General features: G+C 67.2%; 22 protein-coding genes. 14 read left to right on the top strand and 8 right to left on the bottom strand.

The annotated features are described in order from the left end of the window. Positions 1 to 18 precede the first annotated feature (18 nt). Complete coding sequence (locus tag C2L59_RS12335; RefSeq protein ID WP_103349668.1) at positions 19 to 501, bottom strand: hypothetical protein; 483 nt, start codon at positions 499 to 501, stop codon at positions 19 to 21. Between the two features lie 119 nt (positions 502 to 620). Between C2L59_RS12335 and C2L59_RS47000 the strand changes: the two genes are divergently transcribed. The 12 genes from C2L59_RS47000 to C2L59_RS50305 all read left to right on the top strand — a co-directional run bounded on the left by C2L59_RS47000 (position 621) and on the right by C2L59_RS50305 (position 9,634). After that, positions 621 to 809 (top strand): hypothetical protein, encoded by a 189-nt coding sequence (locus tag C2L59_RS47000; RefSeq protein ID WP_146060328.1) that lies wholly within the window; start codon positions 621 to 623, stop codon positions 807 to 809. After that, positions 806 to 1,162 carry a hypothetical protein gene (locus C2L59_RS12330; RefSeq protein WP_103349667.1) on the top strand — a complete coding sequence of 119 codons (357 nt, stop codon included), beginning with the start codon at positions 806 to 808 and terminating at the stop codon, positions 1,160 to 1,162. The genes C2L59_RS47000 and C2L59_RS12330 overlap by 4 nt, the downstream gene beginning before the upstream one ends. Before the next feature lie 739 nt (positions 1,163 to 1,901). After that, positions 1,902 to 2,396, top strand: coding sequence for a hypothetical protein (locus C2L59_RS12325; protein WP_103349666.1), 495 nt, complete (start codon positions 1,902 to 1,904; stop codon positions 2,394 to 2,396). Between the two features lie 631 nt (positions 2,397 to 3,027). Next, complete coding sequence (locus tag C2L59_RS12320) at positions 3,028 to 3,492, top strand: hypothetical protein (protein ID WP_103349665.1); 465 nt, start codon at positions 3,028 to 3,030, stop codon at positions 3,490 to 3,492. Beyond that, on the top strand, positions 3,489 to 4,502 hold the full coding sequence (locus C2L59_RS12315) for an SAM-dependent methyltransferase (protein WP_103349664.1): 1,014 nt from the start codon (positions 3,489 to 3,491) through the stop codon (positions 4,500 to 4,502). Before C2L59_RS12320 ends, C2L59_RS12315 begins: the two co-directional genes overlap by 4 nt. A gap of 289 nt (positions 4,503 to 4,791) precedes the next feature. Further along, positions 4,792 to 5,793 (top strand): trypsin-like serine protease, encoded by a 1,002-nt coding sequence (locus C2L59_RS12310; protein WP_158263049.1) that lies wholly within the window; start codon positions 4,792 to 4,794, stop codon positions 5,791 to 5,793. A 118-nt stretch (positions 5,794 to 5,911) separates the two neighbouring features. Further along, the gene (locus C2L59_RS12305) at positions 5,912 to 6,838 is read left to right on the top strand and encodes an SAM-dependent methyltransferase (RefSeq protein ID WP_103349662.1); all 927 of its coding nucleotides are present in this window, start codon (positions 5,912 to 5,914) and stop codon (positions 6,836 to 6,838) included. A 53-nt stretch (positions 6,839 to 6,891) separates the two neighbouring features. Further along, on the top strand, positions 6,892 to 7,665 hold the full coding sequence (locus C2L59_RS12300) for a Scr1 family TA system antitoxin-like transcriptional regulator (protein WP_103349661.1): 774 nt from the start codon (positions 6,892 to 6,894) through the stop codon (positions 7,663 to 7,665). 4 nt (positions 7,666 to 7,669) lie between these two features. Beyond that, the gene (locus C2L59_RS12295; protein WP_158263048.1) at positions 7,670 to 8,251 is read left to right on the top strand and encodes a helix-turn-helix transcriptional regulator; all 582 of its coding nucleotides are present in this window, start codon (positions 7,670 to 7,672) and stop codon (positions 8,249 to 8,251) included. Beyond that, positions 8,223 to 8,654 carry a hypothetical protein gene (locus C2L59_RS46995; protein WP_146060327.1) on the top strand — a complete coding sequence of 144 codons (432 nt, stop codon included), beginning with the start codon at positions 8,223 to 8,225 and terminating at the stop codon, positions 8,652 to 8,654. The genes C2L59_RS12295 and C2L59_RS46995 overlap by 29 nt, the downstream gene beginning before the upstream one ends. A 460-nt stretch (positions 8,655 to 9,114) precedes the next feature. Further along, complete coding sequence (locus C2L59_RS12290; protein WP_146060326.1) at positions 9,115 to 9,390, top strand: hypothetical protein; 276 nt, start codon at positions 9,115 to 9,117, stop codon at positions 9,388 to 9,390. Further along, positions 9,317 to 9,634 carry a helix-turn-helix domain-containing protein gene (locus C2L59_RS50305; protein WP_370444732.1) on the top strand — a complete coding sequence of 106 codons (318 nt, stop codon included), beginning with the start codon at positions 9,317 to 9,319 and terminating at the stop codon, positions 9,632 to 9,634. Before C2L59_RS12290 ends, C2L59_RS50305 begins: the two co-directional genes overlap by 74 nt. Positions 9,635 to 9,788: 154 nt before the next feature. Here the strand turns inward: C2L59_RS50305 and C2L59_RS12285 are convergent, their stop codons facing one another. Then, entirely contained in the window at positions 9,789 to 9,989 is a 201-nt protein-coding gene (locus C2L59_RS12285) for a hypothetical protein (protein WP_103349658.1), read from the bottom strand. A gap of 48 nt (positions 9,990 to 10,037) precedes the next feature. Further along, the gene (locus C2L59_RS12280) at positions 10,038 to 10,292 is read right to left on the bottom strand and encodes a hypothetical protein (RefSeq protein ID WP_103349657.1); all 255 of its coding nucleotides are present in this window, start codon (positions 10,290 to 10,292) and stop codon (positions 10,038 to 10,040) included. Between the two features lie 639 nt (positions 10,293 to 10,931). On the opposite strand from C2L59_RS12280, the gene C2L59_RS12275 reads away from it, so the two are divergent. Beyond that, positions 10,932 to 11,327: a hypothetical protein gene (locus C2L59_RS12275; protein ID WP_146060325.1), complete on the top strand. Its 396-nt coding sequence runs from the start codon at positions 10,932 to 10,934 to the stop codon at positions 11,325 to 11,327. 46 nt (positions 11,328 to 11,373) lie between these two features. Further along, on the top strand, positions 11,374 to 12,258 hold the full coding sequence (locus C2L59_RS12270) for a DNA-processing protein DprA (RefSeq protein WP_103349655.1): 885 nt from the start codon (positions 11,374 to 11,376) through the stop codon (positions 12,256 to 12,258). Positions 12,259 to 12,315: 57 nt separating this feature from the next. Here C2L59_RS12270 and C2L59_RS12265 read toward each other — a convergent pair whose 3' ends face one another. The 5 genes from C2L59_RS12265 to C2L59_RS12245 form a co-directional block, all read right to left on the bottom strand. Continuing rightward, the gene (locus C2L59_RS12265; RefSeq protein ID WP_103349654.1) at positions 12,316 to 12,792 is read right to left on the bottom strand and encodes a helix-turn-helix domain-containing protein; all 477 of its coding nucleotides are present in this window, start codon (positions 12,790 to 12,792) and stop codon (positions 12,316 to 12,318) included. 70 nt (positions 12,793 to 12,862) lie between these two features. Beyond that, positions 12,863 to 13,078: a hypothetical protein gene (locus C2L59_RS12260; RefSeq protein ID WP_146060324.1), complete on the bottom strand. Its 216-nt coding sequence runs from the start codon at positions 13,076 to 13,078 to the stop codon at positions 12,863 to 12,865. Between the two features lie 1,553 nt (positions 13,079 to 14,631). Beyond that, positions 14,632 to 15,150 (bottom strand): DUF6262 family protein, encoded by a 519-nt coding sequence (locus C2L59_RS12255; protein WP_103349652.1) that lies wholly within the window; start codon positions 15,148 to 15,150, stop codon positions 14,632 to 14,634. Continuing rightward, on the bottom strand, positions 15,147 to 17,639 hold the full coding sequence (locus C2L59_RS48040; RefSeq protein ID WP_199199038.1) for a site-specific integrase: 2,493 nt from the start codon (positions 17,637 to 17,639) through the stop codon (positions 15,147 to 15,149). Before C2L59_RS48040 ends, C2L59_RS12255 begins: the two co-directional genes overlap by 4 nt. Then, complete coding sequence (locus C2L59_RS12245) at positions 17,636 to 18,814, bottom strand: site-specific integrase (protein WP_233223440.1); 1,179 nt, start codon at positions 18,812 to 18,814, stop codon at positions 17,636 to 17,638. The genes C2L59_RS48040 and C2L59_RS12245 overlap by 4 nt, the downstream gene beginning before the upstream one ends. Positions 18,815 to 18,922: the final 108 nt, after the last annotated feature.

Raw genomic sequence — 18,922 nt, 5'->3', positions numbered from 1 at the left:
TACACCATCCGGACAACGTCATACGGGCACAACCAGCCGGGGTTTGCCCTGTTCGGCTGCGTACTTCACCGTGTACCAAGTACCGCTGGTCGGGTCGGTGCCTCGGGGGAAACCGATCACGAAACCGCTGCGATCCACCATCCAGCGGTTGCGGGAGTAGTAGGCCGCGGTGCCCAGGCGGTCTGCACCCAGCTCCACAACCTCGACGAGCCGGCCCGCGTCCCTGTGCCTACGGATAGACGCCACCGCCGCGGCCGGCTGGTCAGCCACCGTGCAGGGCACCACGACGGTCAACGATGCGTGGCTGTTGTCAGCCAGCCAATCCAGAGCCGCGGTGTCGATGCCGACGGCGCCTCCCAGGTAGAAGTGCGAATCCGGGTCGGCGAACGGCCGAAGGTAGTCGCCAAACCGGCCGGAAAGCTCCGTCTCGGCAGGGGCCGAGCGAGTACCGGTGATTGTTACTTGTCGGGTCATGAACGTCTGCACCTCATCGGATGTCATCGAATGTCATCTGCCGTTATCGCGCTCGGTGGCGATCTTATAAACGGACTGGCTACGGCGGAGACTACCTCTCGACAGCGCCGCAGCGACGGAGTGTCCGCGGATGTGAGGAGCGCACGATGACAGTGGACTTCGAATCGCTGGCAACGCTGTTGCCGATCACTTTCACCGTCCTGTTCGCTATCGCTTTCGCTATTGGCCTGGCCCAGCAATGGGCCACCAGCCGGCGGCAGCCAGACGTCGACGGCAGGCGAAACGTTCCTCCGCACGGTGCACAGATCGGCGACTCGGGACGTGATCGTCGATGACTACGCCCGTCACGAGTCCGTTCGCGTTCCTCTGGGACGAGCCGGCCAGCGAGCCGTTCACGACCTTGCTGCGACGCCGCTGGGACTTCCTTCCCGTGTTCGACGCCAACGGCCGTCTCGAGCGGTTCACGGGCTCGTTCACGTGGGAGGAGGACGGCTTTGTCGACGCTCTTCGTGTCAAGAGCGAAAAGGATGCCGCCGCCATCCGCGTGGACCACGCCGGCGGGGAAGTCTGGGAACGCGACGGCGATGCCTTCGACATCCTGTGCCAGCTCGTCGAGCTGCCTGCGCCGAGTGACCCGCGCGCGCCCCGTATCGTGCTTGGCTCGGCTCCGCGGTTGTGGACACCGTGAAGTGGCCGTGGCCGTGGCCGTGGCCGTGGCCATGGGCGTGGCGACGCGCGCAACGACAGCTCACCATCGTCCACGCCCGGCAGGCGCTGGTCTCCCTGCCAGACATCCGCTGGCGCGTTCCCCAGTCCGAAGAACACGGGCGCACCCAGCTTCAGGAGGTCACCACGGCCGTCGGCCGCGTATTGCGGCGAGTTCCTGTGTCATCGGAGGAAGGACGGGCGTTGAAGTACGCGCAAGCGAGGTTGACTGCGTTTCTCGTGGGCTGGGGCGACCCCGGCCTGATCGCACCGACTCACCTCGCCCCCATGTACCACAGCCTTACGGATGCACTGCGCGAACTTTCTCACCGCTTAGCGACGGACGAGAACGCCGATCCACCAGTGGGCCCCGACGATCCCGTACCTCGAACCTAACCCGTCCGAAATCCCAGCCCGGACAGGCGGTGTGCGTACCCCTCCCTCCCGTCCGGTCTGCGCGCCTCGACCGAACGCGGGCTTCCAACGCCTGGGCGGTCGAGGCGCATCCAACGTGTTCATCCCCGAACCTGGAACGTGATCAATGATGCACAACACCGCAACTACAACACCGTGCTGTGTCCGAGAATCCGCCGCGTCGACCTCGTCACCATCGACACCGCAGACGTACGCGCGCCGGCGGGCTCCCGCCCGGCCGTCATCGGTCTCGCATGCAACAACTGCTCGCCTCACCGTCTAGCTGACCACGTCACAGGAACACACTGATGACCGACTCCGAACGATTGCTGGATCACCCCGGCACACCGCCGATCAAGCTCCTCGGCCTGATCACCGACGCCTACACCGATGCGTTGTTACGCCTCGCCTATGCCGAGCGTGACCGTCACGACTGGACGTCCTACAGGAAGCTCGGCTACGACCTGATCGGGGTCGCAGCACAGGTCCTTATCCACGCCTACGCTCGTCGCGAGCAGCCGGCCGACGACCCACGGCAGGTCGCAGCGGAAGTTGCCCAGGAACTGCGGACCACCCTCGGCCTCGCCGAGCAAGTTGCGGGCGGCTTAGCGGGAGCTGACTCGGTGGCGATGGAAATCGATGCGTTCGCCGACGATTGCGCGCAGGTCACGGGGCGGCTGTACCGACTTGCGGCGGCTTTATCCCCGTCGATCATCGCCGAGATCAACCCGCTCGGCGACGAACACGACGGCGCCATCGGCAACAAGGACAACGGCGGACGGTCGGACGGCGGACCCGCATGACCGAACGCAGCAAGGTGCACACCGATCACAAGGGCACCGGCCCAGGTGGGAATCCACCTGTCAGTCACAAGAAGCCAGCCACGCCGTGCACGACGAACCGACCGCGACACCAACCTGCCGCGAAGGGTGACCGCCGATGGAAACGCCGGGCCGCCGCATGACGGCGCCCTCAGCCAGTCGGCCGACCGCTACCGTTCTGCGGTCGCCGTCCACCAACCATCCGCGGATCCATCGCGTCGACGGTGCCACGTTCGAGTCCACCGGCGTGCTCGCACCCGCGTGCGCGTCAGCGGACTCCCGGCGCGACACCGTGGATGCCGCTCGGTCCCGTCGGCCCCGCTTCCGCGGCACCTCAGCCCCTGTGACCTGTGCGAGACCTCGATGCCTTAATGACGTCGCGGGTACCGACCCGCCAGGCGATGTGACCGACTCTCCGGCTAGCGCGGATCCACCATGCCAGTAACCGACGGCGCGAGGCCCGAGGCCTATTGGTGGACCATCGTGCGCGCGCGGCCGCTGCACGACTTCCTCGACTCGCGCACGCCGACGGCCCGGATACGGCATTAGCCGACTCGCGACCCCGACTTCCCACAGACCATCCACCCGCTCCAGGAAGCCTTGGAAGAACCCGATGACCACCACCGACACCGGCGGGCTCGCCCACGCCGTGGATACGGAACTACAGCAGCAGCGGGAAGACCGCGGCTGGTCTCGCGCTGCGCTCGCCGCATGGTGCAACAACCAGGTGAAGGCGCGAACCCTCATCACGTGGGAGAAAGCCACTCGCTCGATGTCTCTGCGCCAGCTCGGCGACGCGAGCCGGCTCTACCTGATCCGGCCCTCGGAGCTCCTGGCACGAGCTGAGCGTCGCATCGGCTGGAATCCCGAACTCGCCGTGGATTTCACCGCGCTCGCCGCCACCCAGATCGACGCGCTCCGTCCCGCGGCCCGCTGGGCACAACAACGGCTTTACACCGGAGAACCGTCGTTTCGTGCGCTAAACCCGGACGACCTCGCAAGCTTTGCGGATCGCAGCCGCCTGAGCATCGCACACCTGACCATCCTGCTGTCCACCGAGGCGCCGGTACACCCATGAGGCCAACAGAATCGACACAAATCACCCTGAGCCACCAAACCACGACAGCAGGTAAGCCGTGGTGGCAAAGACCGGCCGGCACGAATCCTGACCGCATCAACCTCGCCTTTCTTCTCGATGCCTTCCGGCAAGGACGAAACAGCGACAACCGCGATGTCCCCTGCGTCAAATTCGCCCACCACAACGAACGTGACGCTGCGCTTCGGCTCGAAGCGCAGGTGCCCGGCGCGGGGTTCGTGTTCCGGTCCGAACGTTCGTTCCTTGATCGCACAGCCGCCTACCTCGTTGCCCGGCAGGGCGTCAGCACCATCGTGGTTGCCGGCGCGGGACTGCCCAACATCGCTGAGGAACACGACCTGCACTCGATCGTCCGCCGCACCGAGGCGACCAACCGCAACCCCGAGCAGACCACCGCTCGTGCGAGCGTGATCTACGTCGAACACGACCCCGTGGTCCTCGCGCATCTGCGCACGCTCGCCGACGCGAACAACGGCGTCCACGTCGTCGACGCCGACCCCTGGGATCCCCACGCGATGTGGGACACGCTCTACAACACCGCCGAGGAAACCCCGGGCCTGGTCTTACCTGACTACGATCACGTGGCGCTGCTGCTGGGCGGGGTGATGTCCTTCCACGGCGGCACCCGCGCCGAGGCTGCCCAGGTCGTGCAGGATCATCTCGCCCGGCTGCCCGCCACTGCGTTCCTGGCCATGACGCACCTGCTGCAGCCTAAGCATCCCGACCTCGCCCTCCAGGCACTCGAGTTCGAAGCTGCGCTGCAGAGCCGTGGCCCCGGTACCGGAAGTCTCGCCACCGAAGCCCAGATCGAAGCGATGATCCGCGGCACCACCCTGCTACCGCCTGGGATCGGCCCCGCGTTCGCCTGGTTTCCCGACGGGCCGCCCACCAACACGCCGGTGTGCGGGAATTTCACCGCCGCGGTCCTCACCCAGAAACCTGGACCGGACCACGGCCTGCCGGAACCCCCGTGGCGGCCGGCACGCCCCTGACTTCCTGACCGCCCGTGCCCCGATGTCGCGGACGGTCGGGGAAGCGGGGCCGGTGTCCTCGCACGAAACGGGATACCCGCGCGAGGACACCGGTTACCCGGATCCGACCGGCTACCGGGATGGCCGGTCACCTGCCCGCGATCACAGGTCAAGCAACCGGCCTTCTCCGATCGCGGGTGAACACCGGTGCCTGGCCGTGCTCACGGCCCCCCAAGCACGGCCAGGCACCCACACCACACCAGGCGCCCTAGCTGCGCCGAATTCGTTGTCGAGAAGGGACATTCACCTCGTGCGTCTCAGAACAACGGCCGCAACAGCGCTCGCCTTGCTGCCGATGCTGTTCGGCATCTCCGCCGCGACCGCCGACACCGGCACACTCCCGCCCTCACCGTCCACCGCCACGGCGTCGCCGCGGATCGTCGGCGGCGACCCCGCCCCGGTTGCCTACGCCGGCGCCGGATCCCTGCAGCTGCTCGACCACGACGATCCCGACTGGCACTCCTGCGGACTCACCCTCCTCGCGCAAGGCTACGACGAAACCGGTAGACCGGCCGCGGTGGCTGCCACGGCCAGCCACTGCCTCAGCAACACCCCCAGTCCCGAAGAGCAAGCGCGGATGAGCCCCGCGGCGAAGAAGATCTTCGCCCGCTTCCGCACCGACCTGCGCAACCCGACCATCGACCGCAGCGATCCCGCGATCTATCACGCGCGGTTCGGGTCGCCCAACCGGCTGCAGGGCGGTGTCGTCCGCACCGGCGCCAAGATCGTGGTGCCGCCGCGCTGGGCATGGGGTCTGCCGGACAATGAAGGCAAGATCTGGGACGTCTCCCTCATCCGGGTCCACGGCCACATCGACGGCGTCCGCCCTGCCCGCATCGCCCCCGCGTGGCCGTGGCAGCCCGCCCGAATCATCGGCTGGGGCATCACCACCGACCCGGCCGCTTGGACCGGCCCCGCACCGGCCCAGCTCAGCCAGCTCGACGTCCCGCTCCTGCGCGCGGGCAGGTGCGCCCTCGGCGGTATCGGCGCCGGTGAGCTGTGCGCCGGTGTCCCGCCGACCGGTGGCGGCGTCTGCAACGGCGACTCCGGCTCCGGGCTCCTGCAGCGCCACGGCGGCGACTGGTACCTGCTCGGCGCGGCTTCCCGCACCATCGCCGAGTTCTGCGGCAGCGCGGCCATCTACACCGACCTCCACGCCTACCAGTGGTGGATCACCCAGCAAATCCGCACGCTGCTGCCCGGCGCCCCCGGCGCCACCACCCACACCACGTCGGCCACGCCCGTCGGCTGACCCACGCGGCACCTGTCCCCGGGGTGGCCGCGGCCGATCCGATGCCGTGGCCACCCCGGGCCCGACGGGGCCGCCCACCACCGCGGGAACACCCGTCCAGCCTGGAAAGCACCTCGACATGCCACCACGCACCGCAGCCACACCCGCTCACCCGCGCGCGCACGACGGCGAACGCGTCCACATCGACGTCGAAAGCCCTCGCCGGGACGCGGTCGCCGACTACCTGCTCGACGGCCACCTCAACACCACCGTCGACCGCCTCTTCGCCGACCATCTCCTCGCCGACCACCCGCAGCTGCCCCGACTGGCGATCGCGGCCGCCACCTGGGACCGCAGCGCCGCAGCGGCCATGCTCGACCACGGGCTACGTGACTTCCTCGTCCTCGGCACCGGCGGCCTGCCCATCTGGGCTCACTCGTCCACGTTGACCGACCTGCACGACGCCGGCGCGCGGATCGTGGTGATCGAACACGATCCTGTCACCCAGCACCTGCACGACCGCATCGACCACGGCGCCGCCGCCGGCCGCGCCCACGTCCTCTGCCTGCCCGCCGACCGCCACCACGACCTCGCAGCAACACCCGTGGTCGCACGCTTGCTCACCGCCGGCGCGCCAGTCGGCATCCTCGCCACCGGGCTGTTCCGGCCAGCCGGGATCCGCCTCGCCGCCATCCTGGCGCTGCTCGAGAGCGCACCGTCTGGCAGCCGCGCGGCGACCACCGCGCTCATCACGTACGGGACCGACGATCAAGACGACACCGGTGTGTCCTCACTCCCCGCCCGCTTCGCCGAAGCCGGCATCCCGCTCGCCGTCGAGAACCGGCTCGCCGCCGATCAGCTGCTCGGCGACGTCGCGGACGTCACGACAGACTTCGTCATGCCGGCTGCGCTGGACCGGAATGCGGCTGGCCCCGTCATGCGCACCGCACTGCTCAGCCAACGTGGCCCGCGCAGCTCCGGCGTGGCGCTCCGCTCAGGCAGCCCAGCGGGCCATCGCCGTCGGCGGACGGAGGCAAGGCCGGTGACCTCGATCGAGGCTCCCTGAGTGTGGTGTCGACGTTGCGATCGTCCCGTCCTCCACCTGGAACGAGAACCTGCATGACCGAACGTAAGTCACTTCCGGCACTACTGGCCTTGAGCGACTCTCTGCGGACCGCCAGAACAGTTCGAGGACTGGGCCTGCGCAAGTTCGCCGACAAGCTGGGCGTCTCGGCTCAAACTTTGTCGTGCTGGGAAACCGGCAAGCGGGCGCCGGGGATCGGCGAGGTGGCGCGCCTGCTGGGATTCCTCCGCGTCAGCCCGGCCGAACATCAATGCATCATGCGGCTCTGGCACCAGCTCGACTTCCCGACGTTTATCGAAATCCTCAGTCCAGACACCCCCAGCCTGCAGGGAAAGTTTGATGAGATCGCCGTCCGTGCCTGGGAATGGGCACCACACACCGTCCCAGAACCGATGCAAACCGGGGAGTACGTTCGTGCGATTCTGCAGCGTGACCAGACAGCGCCTAACGATGTTGACGTAGAACTTCTCGTCCGACAAGCCCGGCAGCTGGCCCGAAATCAGCCTCGACTGCGGACCGTGCTGTTGAGCGCAGCAGCGTTGGCGTCAGCACCCGAGTCACAGCTTCACGCCATCAACACGATGTCGGTTTTTCCTCAGCTGAGGATCATGCACGTTCCAGAGAGCACCGACAGGGCAAGAAGGATCGAGCCTTTCACGGTCTATGAGACGGCCGGCAAAACCTTCACTGTCGCGTTGCGCCACCACGACAACGTCATCTTCGTCAATGAACGACGCCTGGTACAGAGCTACCGGTCGACGTTCAAAGCGCTGGAGCGGGAAGCGATCGACCGTGTCGACAGGGCGTGAGGTCATGACGACGGAGATCACGGTGGTGCCCGAGACGTTGTCGGCCGCGCAGAGCGACATGAATATCCGGAACTCGGGTCCGGGCGCTGATCGGGTGCGGTGGATCGAGTTTCACCGGTACAACGCGGAGATGTTCCGGCTTGCTGGTGAACGGCTGGCCGAGCTGGGTCACGCCGCAGAGGACGACTGGACGGGCTGGTGCTTCACGCTGCAGACGGAGGCGGTAAGCAGACACGTCCGTCTCCTGAGAATGGATCTCGCCCGGTTGCAGGGGGACCTGGGGAACCAGACGGACGCAGTGCTTGGTGTGGACGACATCCCGGCGCCGTCACAGCACGGATTCGGTCACTGGCTACGGGACACCTGCCTGAGCGCCGGCATGAGCGTGGAAGCACTGGCTGAGCGGGCTGGTGTGCCGTTGTCCCTGCTGGAACGCGTTTGGCAGGGGCGGGAGCCGATGCGGTCACTCGAGCAGGTCGCTGCGGTCGCCGACACTATGGGAATCGACGGCGCGGTGGCCGCGGTCGTGGCCATGCGGGACTTTCAGAGAGGGCGCGATGCGCGCCGGAACCCCGTACCCCGGTAGCTCACCGCAGCCGGCTCCTGCCTTCCTGACCGGCCCGGCGTGGCGCACAGCCCTTGCCGCGCTGGGCGAGCAGGCCGCGATCGATACCCGCAACCCCGCAGCGGTCATCGAACTCCTGACACGGGCGGCCGAGTGCGCCGAACACGACGGCGACAGGGCACTGGCCGAATCCGGCTGGTTCCGGATACTCAGACTCGGGCGAACCCACGACGAATCCTCCGGAGTGCGGGCCGCTCTGACCGGCTTGATTCTTCTGTACCGCCGGTGGGGCCGCAGCCAATGCGCGACGGACGCCGCATCCGATCTCATCGGCGCCGGCGATCACGCCCCGGTACCCCGGCCTGGATTGAACGACCGCCGTTTGTGTTGCGGTGCACCGACACCTCCGGAGATCAACCGATGAGCCGCCATGACAACGCCCACGAGATACTCGGTCTGGACTTCGCCCAGAACTACCGCATCCGTTGCCTCTCATGGCCTCCTCGGGACGTTCGAGCGTCGCGGGCACACCCGCCGCGAATGGGTATTGCGGATGCAACGCCAGGACGGCGCCGGCCAGCAGCGGTCGATGACGTGGCTCCACGACCTACCCAGCCACGAAGAGCTTGACTAGGATTGGGCGATTTTCCTGCTTGCCCGCGACGCCGGGGGCGGCCGAGAATCCTTGGACGCCTACACCGAGGAACACCTCTCCCAACGCGACGACGATGACATCCGCCCGGCACGAGCATCACGACTGGGTACGCGCTGAGCACCTGTGGCATCAGATCCGGGACTTTCTCGGGTGCGATCCCGCTCTGCTCACAGCGTTCTTCGACATCCTGCCGCCCGAGCGTTGAATGCCATCCCCGCAGCTCCCCTCTTTGGGTCGCGTCCTCGGCGACGCCATCGGAGTGCCGTGCGTCGCAGCGCTGGTCATTCCGATCATCGCCATGGTTTTCACCCGCTGGCACCCGGTCTCCGGCACCGTCGCCACGTGGGTAGCGGTGATCGCTGATGTCGGCGGGGGCGGCGCGTTGTTCGTGTCCAGGATACGCCGGCTCAGGAAGGAACCCAGGAAAGAAGATGTCAAGCCCGAACACGCGCCAGCACCAGCCGAAGTCGACAACAAGGGGCGGAAGCTGGCCGACGATCGGTGAGCACATCACCGCAGTGCACCGACGATCCGCAGCCGACGGCGTGCCGGACCCGGACTGGCTGCCCTGGCCGCCTACCGCCCGGAACTGCCCACTGCTGCTACCACGGGGCGAACGCACTCCGTATCGGGTGTGGGAGGTGATGGAGCTACGGGCTCGCTATGTGCGGTGGCCCCAGATCGCCGCGCGGCTCGGCGTGCCCGAGCACGTCGTCCGCGATTGGATCCACAGACTCGGTAACCGGTGAGCTCGAACTGTCCGTGGTGGCGAGATCGATGTGCCACAGCACGCCGGTTCGCCAGATCGAGTGAGGGCGGGACGTCGGACCGGCCAGGGTTGGACACCGGCCGGACCGACCCGCCCACGCACGACACCCGGCGGATATCAGAGCGTGTGTGACGTCACGGGCACCGCGGAACCTGCGGGGTGCCGCCTCCGCCTGGACCGGTGTGCTGCTCGACCTCCGACAGGTCGCCGCGGACCCAGCCGTAGGTGCCGCCGCGGTAGGACCATCCCCACGCGTGTCCGTCGGAGGCCCCGCCCGTGCACCAGACCCAGAACCCGGCGCCGTAGCCGATCGCGCCCAGCACCGGACCGTCCACCGGCCGCGACCGGATTCGCGCGCCGTCCGCGGGCGCGATGACCGCGATTCAGCCCTGAGCCGTCGCAGCCGACATCGGCCGAACGTGCGACGAAGTGGGCGTCGGCCAGGTGAGGGTTCCGTCCGGCGCGACCGCCGGCGTGTCCGCGTTGGCCTCACCCTCGCCGGCCGCGCCGACGTCCGGTCGCTCGGACACCACGCCGACCGCGGGCCAGAGTGCCGCTGCCTGGATCGGCGCCGCAGCCGCCATCGTCGCACTCGCGACCGCTCCGAATGTCAGCAGCGACGCCGCGATCCGCTTCACGCACAAGAGACTCGCGGTCATGGAAAGGCTCCCGTCTTACAGGGCGCGCTCACGGCCGCCTGAACAGAAGGCTCATTCGAGCGTGCGGGCAACGGCTCATCAACGTGCGCAATGAAACTCGACTGCCGATCCACGCCGTCCGGTCACCTCAGCCTGAGGCGTGGCCGCTGGTAGAGCCGGCCGGGCGACGTCGGGCACGAAATTTTGGCTCGGGAGAGGCGCCCTCCCCAGTGCCCTCTCCCGAGCCGGGAACCCTTCTACCTCTGGGGGGGGTGAAGCGGACCGGATCCCCAGAAGGGTCCACTGTGGCCGCTCCCTGTGGACCACCGTGGATCACCTTCTGAAACCAGAGTGCCCCGCAAACGAGTAATTCGCCACAACTGTGGCGGATTTTCTGGTAATAACTTTGGGTGTCAGAGCGTGCGCGAAACGCAGCTCCCGACGACCTCCTCCCCATGCCAGCGCCGACTGGGCGTGGCTACAGCTCAGTGCAGCAGACCCGCGGCCCGGGGCAAGTCCACCGTCCACGAGGGACGCCACCGTCGCCCTGCGGCCGGCTTGCCCCGGGCCCGCGGGGCCCGCGGGCGAAGGCCGCGTCCACCGCCCACGCCGCGCGTGTCCACTGAGGAGGATTCCGTGTTGAAGTACTTCGTCTCCACCCACCGCACCCAAGGCGAACGGGACAACGACTCCAACAGCATTACGGAGACCGAGATCGTCGACCTGGCCAGCCTGTCGCACGAGGATCCCGACCACCCGTACTGCGGCTGCGCGCGCAGCTTCGTCGGCATCACCAGCCACCAGACCACCACGACCGCCGAGATCGTCGAATCCGACATGACCGCAGTCGAATTCGTCGCCCGCTTCCACGCCGCCTTCGTGGCCATGGGATTCGCGGATACTCCCGAGCTGCGCGCCGAGGTCGGCAACGGCGCAACGGAGCTGCTGCGGCTGGCGGCTGTGTGGCCGGTCGGCACCGTCGTCGAACGCCGATGCCACGAGATCCGCGTGCGCGAATTCCCCGCCGCGACCTGACCCGACCGCAACCACCAGCCCCCGCACATCGCTTGAAGGAGTGCTCATGTCCATTTCCACCGACGCGCGGCGCGCCCGCGCGTTCCTGCAGCACGCCACCGAACCCACCACCCCGGTCCTCGCGCGCTACATCGCCGACGTCGGGCCCGTCGATGCCGCCCACCGCATCGCTGACTGCTCCGCACCGGCCGATGTCCTCGCCGAGTCGCGTCGCCACGTGCGCTGGCAGCTCGCCGAGACCAGTCTGCAGACCGTAGCCAGTCTCGGTGGCCGGTTCGTGGTCCCCGAGGATGACGAGTGGCCAGCCGTCGCCTTCGCCGGGCTCAGCACTCTGGTCCCCAACGGCGACACTGATGGCGGGCCCCCTGTGGGTCTGTGGGTTGAGGGCGACGTACGGCTGGACGAGCTGGCGGCCGCTCCCTCGATCGCGATAGTGGGCTCCCGGGCCGCCACCGAGTACGGCGAACACCATGCCGCCGAGTTCGCCTACGGGCTGGCCTCCCGGCGAGTGCCGGTATTCTCCGGCGCCGCTTACGGCATCGACGGCGCTGCGCACCGAGGCGCGCTCGCGGCCGACGGCGTGACCGTCGCGGTGCTGGGCTGCGCTGTCGATGTCGGCTACCCGGCGGGGCACGTCCGTCTGCTGGACCGGATCGTCCGCTCCGGCGGTGCGGTCGTCAGCGAATACCCGCCCGGGACTCCGCCGGCCCGGCACCGGTTCCTCGTCCGCAACCGGCTCATCGCCGCTTCTCTCGGGGATCTTCGGCAGTGCGTCGCGGTGCAGCGGGAGTTTTCGCAGCTCAAAGACCTTGGGCGGCAAAACTACCGAGTGCAACACGTGTTGCGCAAGGCGACCTGCCGTCTGGATCTTCAGCGCAGCGGACGAGAGGTGGAGACGGCGGCGGCGACGGTCAGCCCGCCGGGAACGTAAGACAGGGCCCCTGCCTGGTCGCGCCGGCAGGGGCCCTGTTGATCTTCAGTGTGGTGTCTAGCCTGCGAGGCGTCGAACGAAAGACCGCGTCGGCTTCCGCTCAGCCAGGAGGCTTTCGTGCCAGTCGTCGTGCTTCGCGTGGTCGACGACCCAGGCTCCGCAGATCTCGCAGGCGGCCCCGGCGGGAACGGGCCCGGCGATCTGCCGCGCCGCAGTTGCGGCGTGATTCGGCGCCGTCTTGCTGTCGATCGGGGTGATCATGCCTGCGATCGTGACCCACCGGGGCTTCCAGTCTGCCTCGATGTCGTCGTCGTCCACTTCGCAGGCCTGGAGGAACTGCTCGACGAACTTCCACGTGGGAAGCTTGGTTCCGCTCAGGTTCCGGGTGATCGACGCGGGCGACCACGGGATCGTGCGCGTGAGTTCGCGGTAGGAGGGGTCGCCCGCGAGGCGACGGACCCACCGCAGATCGGTCGCGAAGCTGATGAGCTCGTCCATGATGGACTCGTGCAAGGCGGGCTGCTTGGTAAACATGATGTCGCTCCTCGGTGAAGAGGCGGGACCGGGGGGCGCCCGGAGGGCGCCACCCCGATCACCGTTTGGTTCAGCTCAGGACCGGGTGCTGCGGGCCGTCGTCGATCGACGGACCGCCGCCCTTGTCGCCGCCGATGATCCGGCGGACGACTTCGGCGGCCAGGAGACCGGCGGTGAAACCGGCGGCCAGGGTGACCTCCAGGCCGAAGCCGAAGGACAACCCTTCCCAGATGAACGCGAGGACGAACATCAAAACCAGCGAAGCAGAAAGAAATCTGGTGAGCATGAGAACCTCCCTCCTGCTCGTTTCTCGGTGGTCCAGGTGGCGGTCGGTTCGCCAGATGGGTGAAGAAGCCCCCATGATCCTTTCGGGGGCGAGATCAAGTGCCCTGCAAGGCGGGAGATCTCAAGGGCATCATTCCAGCACGATGGGGTCGCCGTCAAATACTCCGCGTCGACCTGTAACGCCCTCGGTGCAGTCGAGACGGAACCGTGGCCGTCCGCGCGGGTGGTGTCATAGGTAATCGATTTCAGTTGCAAACGCAAATGGTTGGAGAGTAACTCACGGCTGTCTGCAAAGTTGACAGAAGAGCGACAATTGATCTTGCTTAAGCGCAAAGCTTAGAGGAACCTAAGCGCGGCCTGAGTGTGGCCTGTTGAAGCGTGTCGAAGTGAGCGATCATGCTCGAGGTAATGCATCATTTGTATGCGAAGACGTAGAGGAGACATGGCGAAGGCCCCCCGATTGCAGTCGGAGGGCCTTCTTAATCCCGATGCCGCCACCTGGACCAACAGAGAGACGAGCTCGGGAGACTATGAGGTTGAAGCGCGCAGCTTGGCGGGACTGCGGGCAGCGCGCGTGAGCGCATGCTTAACACTACTCGCGCGGAGGCTTAGATCAAGGGATCCGGCGGGCTGAGGAAGGCTCAGGAGATCCTAGGGGCAGCGGACAGGCTTCTGAACAGCGAAAATGCTGCAGGCTCGCGCCCTGACGGAGAGAGGGGCTGGGCGCGACTGGGAGCGTCGCCCGATGCCGTCGTGCATGTGGTGCGTATTGAGCCAGCCAGTGCGCCATTGGCGTGCCGGCGGGACGGTGCCGCGTCGTGAGCGTGGCGTGTCCGGATGGCCTCTAGCTGCGCAAACGCCTCCTGGTGGCCCGCCGAGCAGCATGCCTGGCGGCGTGTCCGTCGAGGCGGTTTCTGTTCGCCGAGTCGTTGGCCTGAGCGGGCGGTGCAGGTAATCTGCTGGCCTGAGTGACAGCAGGAGAGGAGAGGGGTGCACCGTGTCCAGCAGTAGGAGCGCCAGGTGGCGGCACTTGTGTGCGATTGTCAGCATGTCGAACCCTCCTCTGCCATCGATCTGGTTATCAAGTCAGTCAGCTAGGTCTCCACTTGGTGCTTCTTCCCTTGCCTGTCTGCCGGTGAGCTTTCTTTGCCTGTCTGCCCGTTGAGGTTGTCCCCTAGGTCCGGGCTCGCTCCATGACTATATGGCGGCAGGGCGAGCCGGGGACAAGTTCTCGGCAACACGGGAAACAAGATGGAACAGATTGGAACGTGATGCAACGCAGTGGAACGACTTGCGGTGGACTAACACCGCCTTGTCGGATAGCGTCTGCGTCACTTCGACGGTCGAGTTGACTGAAGTTACTCCTGCGTGTGCATAGTTTTGGCCGGGCTTCAATAGTGGCGCGATTGTCGACGCTTAGTTGGCCTTCGCGATTGGTTCTGAAGTTGGTCATTCAGGTCAATTAGAGTAGATAAGCTCGTTGCCTGAAGGCAATCGTGACGTGCGGGACGATCGCCCTCGCGGTTCGACCCGCAAGGGCGATCGTGCCTGCGATCAGCCTCGTTTGTTGAGGTTGGCGATGAGCTCCCGGTTGGCGGTCCGCGCAGCCTCGAGTTCTTGATCGCGTTCCTCGGCCTGGTCTCGCAGGGTGACGACCTGTTGCTCCAACTGCGTGATCCGATGTTGGAGCTGGTCGATGTCCGCGGGATCTCCGAGTCCGGATTCGCGCCAAGCCTGCTCCCCGAGGACCTCGGAGAGCTTGCGTTCCAGCTGTCTGACGTGGGCAGCCTGCCGAGACAGTCGTTCCTGGGCGTTGGCGAGGTCGGCCTGCAATGATGCCCGACTGACCATCGGCCCGCCGCGCCCGGCGGGCGGGTCTGTTTGGGCGGTGTGTATCAGTGCCAGCAGATCCGGATGCCGGTAAGGGAAGGTCCGGTCAACGCCGGCGGCGCGCGCGATCGCCGACACGCTGATCTCGCCGCCGCCGGTGCTGGCCGCGTTGATCGCCTTGATCACGCGTTGCCGACGGCGAGCCGAGTCCGCGCGCCGCCCCTCGATCATCGGGTTGGTCATGCTGTCCTTTCTTGGCGGACGTCGGGCAGCGGCTGGCGGATGCGCGGGATCCCGAGGCCGACGACCCGGTTGCGGGTCTTGCGGACGACGGCAACGGACTCCTCGATCTGGGCTCGTTCCTCGGCGGTGAGGTCATCGAGGTCGGCCTTGACTCGGCTGATCAGCCGACGGACCCGCTTGATCTCCTCGTCCGAGGGCATCGCTTCGGCCTTGGCCCACTCGTCCGCGTCGACGGTGGCCAGCAGCCGCTCGCGGTTGCGGAGCAGGTCGCCGAGGTAGGTCTGCATGTCAGGCAGGTAGGACACGTCGGTGCTGAAGTGACCGCAGCCGACGCAGCGGAACCGGATCGGGCAGTCGTGTCCGCCGGCGGCGACGTTGCTGGGCTCGCTGCAGGCGCCGTAGGGGACGGCGACCTCGCCGACCGCGCGGCGGGCGTGTTCGGAGTCGAGCAGGGCTTTCGCCTCACGCCAGATGCGGTTGCCGTGCCGGTCGAACTGCATGGTCGTGACCCGCTCGACGGCCTCCCGCCGGCGTTCCTCGCCGACGCGGTAATACGACTGCGTCGTTTCGAGCACCCGGTGATCCATCAACTCGCGCAGGACGTCGACGGCGACTCCGGCGTCAGCGTGCCGTTGCGCGTAGGTGTGCCGGTAGGCGTAGAGAATGATCCGCTTCTTGTCGAAGGGCAGCATCTTCGTCACCACCTTGCCGTCGATCTCGACCGCGGCCGGGACCTCGACCTCGGGGAACGCGGTGACCCACTCGCGGTGGCGGCCCGAGACCCAGCTGTCGGTGATGCACTTCGTGCCGTGGGGGTTCCTCGTCGGAGCGGGCAGAAGTTTGAGCTTGCCGGCTGGTTCGTCAGGAAAGCGGTCGCGGACGCGTTGCTGCTGCTTCTCGATGACCGCCGCGGTGGCTCCGGGGATCGGCAGCCGCCGGTCCTTCCGGTTGGCCTTGATGTTGTCGTAGATCAGGACCGGTTTCCCGTCGCCGTCGCGTTCGAGGCATTCCAGCTTGAGCTGGCAGATCTCGTCCGGGCGGCGGCCGGTGTCGATCAGCAGCTCGACCGCGATGCGGATCTCCGGGCAGCTCGCGGTTTCCAGCCGCTGCAGGTGCGAACACAGGTGCCGCATGACCTCGACGGGAAGGTCTTTGCCGGCTTCGGAGTCCTCGGGCTCGTCGGGAATGTCCTCGGCGGTGATGGTGAAGTCGTCGGGCAGGCCGTGTAGCGGGCGTCCGGGCCTGGTCAGGCTCAATGCGCGCATCTCGCCGATCATCTTGCGGAGGTTCCGGATGGCGTTGAGCCGCTGGTAGGCGCTGATGTCGTCCTCGGCCTGCAGGTGGGCCAGCCGGTTGAGGAAGTTGGTGATGTCCACCCGTGCCAGCGCGGCGGGAATCTCACCGCGGTCCTCCCGCTGCAGGCGCAGGCTGTCAGACAGCAAAGCGAGGCAGTTGATCCTGTTCTGGCAGGTGTTCGCTGCGCCTCCGCCGCGTCGGCGTGGCAGATCTTCGTGCGCCCAGGCTTTCGCGGCTTCCCGCAGCCAGGGCTGGGAGATGCCGGTGAAGCGTAGGGTGCCCCGGGCGCCGAACACGGTCGCATCCCAGACGTCCTTGTGCCGTTCGGTCTCGGGGTTCAGGCGCAGCCGTCGGCTCGCGACCACGAACGCGTTGCCCAGTGCGCGGGAACCGGGCGAGAGGTCAGCAGGATCGACCTCGTCCACCGAGCTGAGTTCCTTGCTGCGGATGTGGTCGCAGAGCGGCCGGAACTCGCTGTGCTCGGACTTCACTCCCTCCGCCGTGCGTTGCTGCAGGCCGTAGAGGACCTCGGCGACGACGCGGGGCGGCAGCCCGCGCAGGCTGACCTCGCATCCGATCGCCGCGGCCGGCTGGGTGCGGCGCCAGTGCTGCTCGTCGATCTCGGCCAGGTCCTTGCGGCGTCGGAAGGTGCGCCAGCGCAATGAGTGGGTGTGGCAGTAGTTGCCCTTGCCGACCCGGTCGCGGGTGCAGGCAACGACGTCGCACGGCCCGAACGAAGGCAGCCCGACCACGTCCGGGTGAACGACGAACTGCTCCAGCGGCAGGTCGAGCACGTAAACCCGCTGGTAGCGGTGAGTGCTGCAGAGCGCGTAACCGCGGGTCGACCAGGGGCGCTGGCACTCGGGAACTGCGCAGAGCTCGATCGTGTTGTGCCGGGTTCGGACGCGAGCGACCGCGGTGAACCGCTCGAGCGGTGGACGGCCGTGCTGCTTCCAACGGATGTTGCAGGCTGAGCAGAAGCCGTCGACCCGGCTCGACCGCTGATCACAGCCGAGCACCGCGCACTCGTTCCAGCCCAGCAGCGGATGTGCCTGCGGGAACGTCACCGTCTGCCGGTCGCTAGACCAGCTCAGCAGGTCCAGGAACTCCGTGGTGGTGGCCGCCCAGAGGCCGGCGGTGATGTCGTCCGGCTGGTCCGCGCCCGGCGCGGCAAGGGCCAGGGTCGCCGTCATCGGACGCCCTCGATCAGTGTCCGCGGGGTGGGGACGCGCTCGACTGCGGCGCGTAGCCGGTCCTTCGACGGATGTAAGTAGATCTGGGACGAGGATGGGCTGACGTGGCCTAACAGCTTCTGGATTTCGTCCAGCGCCGCGCCGGAGTCCGCGAGATTACTGGCGAACGCGTGGCGGCACTTGTGCGGCGTGATACTGCGTGTGATTCCGGCTCGAGCGCAGAGGATCTCGAACAGCTCATTGAGCGCATCCGGCGTCACCGGACTGCCCAACGGCTGCTGGAACAGGTTGACCAGCAGAAAGTCACTCTCTGCCGCGGCTGGGCAGTCCTGCCGTTCGAGCAGATACTGATCGATCGATCGCACGACCAGGAAATCCACCGGCACCCAGCGCGTGTAACGGGACTTCGCCCAGGCGCCGTTGCTGTTCTCCCGCCGCACGATATGTAGGTGAGCGCCCTGGACCTCACAGCCCAGGGACCTGCTGTCCGGGAGCAGGTGCAGGTCACTGCGCCGCAGTCCGGTGACCTCGCCCCGGCGCAGACCTGCCCTGGCCAGCAGCAGCACGATCAGCCGGTCGCGAGCCGAGCGACACGCTATAAACAGTGCGACGACCTCCTCGTCGCTGGCCCGGTCCACCGCAGTCTCCGGCTCGTGAAGCTGATGCCGGGCGCGCAGCCGGTGAGCCAGCCGGGCGTCCTCGCCCCGTGCGACCTCGGGCAGGTCCCGGTCATCGGCCAGCTCGTAGAGCACGCCGAGCACCCACTGCGGGGCCTCTCCCTGAGCGACGGCGAATGTCAGGAACCCTCGCGTCGCCACCAGCACCCTGTTGATCCGCTTCGGCCCACGCACCGGCGTCGCTCCCGGCCCACACACGACATCCTGGTCCTCGGCCGGGGTGTATTTCAGCCAGGTCATGAACAGGCCCATCTCGGTGGCCGCGGTCGTCCAGTCCCGGCCGGTGCGTAGGCACCACCGCAGGAACAACACCACGCCGCCGGCGTAGGACTTCACCGTCGACTCGGCTCGATCTCGGCCGAACCGCAGCTCGCGCAGATACCGATCGGCCGCCGGCACCACGTCCAGCTCACTGTCCAGCACCGTCCAGTACCGACCGCCCGACGGCAACTGCACCTTGAATGTTCGCACGTTGTATCTCTGCTCCTTCTTGATCAACAACAAGAAGCCACAGAGCTACACCCCCAGAGAACCATCGCAGCACCCACCCAGATACAGGCCAGTGCAACGACACACCACACCTTCTATACCCCGAGAGAACGCCGC

The sequence above is a fragment of the Amycolatopsis sp. CA-128772 genome (assembly GCF_002904295.1).
Taxonomy (GTDB): Bacteria; Actinomycetota; Actinomycetes; order Mycobacteriales; family Pseudonocardiaceae; genus Amycolatopsis.
This window is presented reverse-complemented; position numbering and strand designations above follow the sequence as displayed.

What these genes read in the sequence shown, in the direction of transcription:
- C2L59_RS12335 (WP_103349668.1), bottom strand. Translation starts at nt 501, where the DNA reads ATGACATCCGATGAGGTGCAGACGTTCATGACCCGACAAGTAACAATC.
- C2L59_RS47000 (WP_146060328.1), top strand. Translation starts at nt 621, where the DNA reads ATGACAGTGGACTTCGAATCGCTGGCAACGCTGTTGCCGATCACTTTC.
- C2L59_RS12330 (WP_103349667.1), top strand. Translation starts at nt 806, where the DNA reads ATGACTACGCCCGTCACGAGTCCGTTCGCGTTCCTCTGGGACGAGCCG.
- C2L59_RS12325 (WP_103349666.1), top strand. Translation starts at nt 1,902, where the DNA reads ATGACCGACTCCGAACGATTGCTGGATCACCCCGGCACACCGCCGATC.
- C2L59_RS12320 (WP_103349665.1), top strand. Translation starts at nt 3,028, where the DNA reads ATGACCACCACCGACACCGGCGGGCTCGCCCACGCCGTGGATACGGAA.
- C2L59_RS12315 (WP_103349664.1), top strand. Translation starts at nt 3,489, where the DNA reads ATGAGGCCAACAGAATCGACACAAATCACCCTGAGCCACCAAACCACG.
- C2L59_RS12305 (WP_103349662.1), top strand. Translation starts at nt 5,912, where the DNA reads ATGCCACCACGCACCGCAGCCACACCCGCTCACCCGCGCGCGCACGAC.
- C2L59_RS12300 (WP_103349661.1), top strand. Translation starts at nt 6,892, where the DNA reads ATGACCGAACGTAAGTCACTTCCGGCACTACTGGCCTTGAGCGACTCT.
- C2L59_RS12295 (WP_158263048.1), top strand. Translation starts at nt 7,670, where the DNA reads ATGACGACGGAGATCACGGTGGTGCCCGAGACGTTGTCGGCCGCGCAG.
- C2L59_RS46995 (WP_146060327.1), top strand. Translation starts at nt 8,223, where the DNA reads ATGCGCGCCGGAACCCCGTACCCCGGTAGCTCACCGCAGCCGGCTCCT.
- C2L59_RS50305 (WP_370444732.1), top strand. Translation starts at nt 9,317, where the DNA reads ATGTCAAGCCCGAACACGCGCCAGCACCAGCCGAAGTCGACAACAAGG.
- C2L59_RS12270 (WP_103349655.1), top strand. Translation starts at nt 11,374, where the DNA reads ATGTCCATTTCCACCGACGCGCGGCGCGCCCGCGCGTTCCTGCAGCAC.
- C2L59_RS12265 (WP_103349654.1), bottom strand. Translation starts at nt 12,792, where the DNA reads ATGTTTACCAAGCAGCCCGCCTTGCACGAGTCCATCATGGACGAGCTC.
- C2L59_RS12260 (WP_146060324.1), bottom strand. Translation starts at nt 13,078, where the DNA reads ATGCTCACCAGATTTCTTTCTGCTTCGCTGGTTTTGATGTTCGTCCTC.
- C2L59_RS12255 (WP_103349652.1), bottom strand. Translation starts at nt 15,150, where the DNA reads ATGACCAACCCGATGATCGAGGGGCGGCGCGCGGACTCGGCTCGCCGT.
- C2L59_RS48040 (WP_199199038.1), bottom strand. Translation starts at nt 17,639, where the DNA reads ATGACGGCGACCCTGGCCCTTGCCGCGCCGGGCGCGGACCAGCCGGAC.